The organism is Paenibacillus sp. MY03 (assembly GCF_002165585.1).
Classification (GTDB): domain Bacteria; phylum Bacillota; class Bacilli; order Paenibacillales; family Paenibacillaceae; genus Pristimantibacillus; species Pristimantibacillus agaridevorans.
The window spans coordinates 1-1,675 of sequence record NZ_MXQD01000097.1; the positions used below are offsets into that span (position 1 = coordinate 1).

At 50.7% G+C, this 1,675-nt stretch carries 1 protein-coding gene; it reads left to right on the plus strand.

Annotation, left to right across the window (positions count from 1 at the left end; translation table 11 throughout):
* Window positions 1-1,574, plus strand: a 1,574-nt coding sequence (locus tag B1748_RS35910) for a glycoside hydrolase family 36 protein (RefSeq protein ID WP_087572772.1), incomplete at its 5' end; no start/stop codon positions are given.
* Between the last annotated feature and the right edge of the window lie 101 nt (window positions 1,575-1,675).

Here is a 1,675-nt window from a genome sequence, read left to right on the forward strand (position 1 = left end):
TTGTGTTGGAAGATATGGAGACGGGGAAATCGTGGTACATGCAGATCGAGACGTCGGCGAACTGGCATATTGAAGTCGGGTATCGGGGAACCTCGGCCTTTAACAAAGGCGCTTTGTTTCTGCATGCCGACGGCGCGAGCGAGAGATATGGCGGTTGGACGCACGAATTGCTTCCCGGGGCAAGCTTTACCGCGGTACCGGTTGCGGTCGGCTGTTGTACCGGCAATTTCGCGGATGCCGTGAAACAGTTGACCAAATACCGAAGATCCTTTTTGAAGCCTTCCCATGGAGAGGAATTGGAATCACCGCTAATCTTTAACGACTATATGAATTGCCTATGGGCTGATCCGACTACGGATAAGCTCATTCCGCAAATCGCTGCGGCCGCTGCGGCAGGCGCCGAATGCTACTGCATAGATGCGGGGTGGTTCGCGAAAGGGAATCAATCGTGGGGGACAGGCTTGGGCGATTGGAAACCGAGCGAGGATCGTTTTGGCGACGAGGGACTACAAGGCATCTTTGATTATATTCGACAAAAAGGATTGCGTATCGGCATATGGCTGGAAATGGAAGTATGCGGCGAGGACGCCGAGCTCGGCCAAAAGCCGGATTCCTGGTTTCTCATGCGCAACGGCGCCCGCGTCGGCGGCGGCCCTCGCTGGTTTTTGAATTTCACCAATCCTGAAGTAACCGCGTACCTGCATCAAATCATTGACCAATTGGTAGGCATGGGGGCCAGTCTGATTCGCAATGACTGCAACGACTGCATTGGGAATGGCGACGATCGTCTCGCCTCATCAGCAGCAGACGGGCTGATCCAAAATATGAGGGCCTTTTACGCTCTTATAGAAGAAGTAAAAACGAGGCATCCCCACATTTTGCTGGAAAACTGCGGCTCAGGAGGCATGCGCTCCGATTACGGCATTCTTTCCCGCTTTCATCTGCATAGCACTTCTGATCAGGAAGCCTATTACAACAATCCTTCGATCATCGGCGGTTTACTGGCGGCAATATTGCCGGAGCAGGCAGGCTTCTGGACGTATCCTTATCCGCTGTTGTTCCATGAGAAGGAACAGCAGCAATTGCTAACGACGCAGGACTATCAATCCAACATGTCAGACGGCGAGCAGACGATTTTTAATATGATTAACGGCATGTGCGGGAGCATGTATTTGTCGGGTCATATTGAAGCGGCCGACGAATTGAACTGGAAGTTGATCCAGGAAGGCGTGGCTCTCTACAAGCGAGAAAGAAAACATATCCGTCAAGCCTACCCCATCTGGCCGATCGGCTTTACTCGCTTGAACGATAAAAACGGTTGGGCCTGCGTCGGATTGGCTTCTGAGGATCAATCCCGCATCCTGCTTGCCGTCTGGAGGCTGGGAAGCGCAGAGTCTTATATAGAGCTTCAGCTTCCTAACGAGAAAAGCAATAGGAAAACGTCAATCAAACAGTTATATCCATCGGGCGAGCAATACCAGGTAAGAACTTATTACAATACTTATAGCTGTAAGTTGACCGTGCATTTGCCACAATCTTTCCAGGCGCGCTATTTTGAAGTGACTCGGGAGTAGGCTTTATCGGCAAAAGATCGACGTATCTACTGAAAGGGCCTCAAGAGCAATTCTACAGATTTATTATGCATCGGTTATTCATAATAAAATTTGGAGGCGGT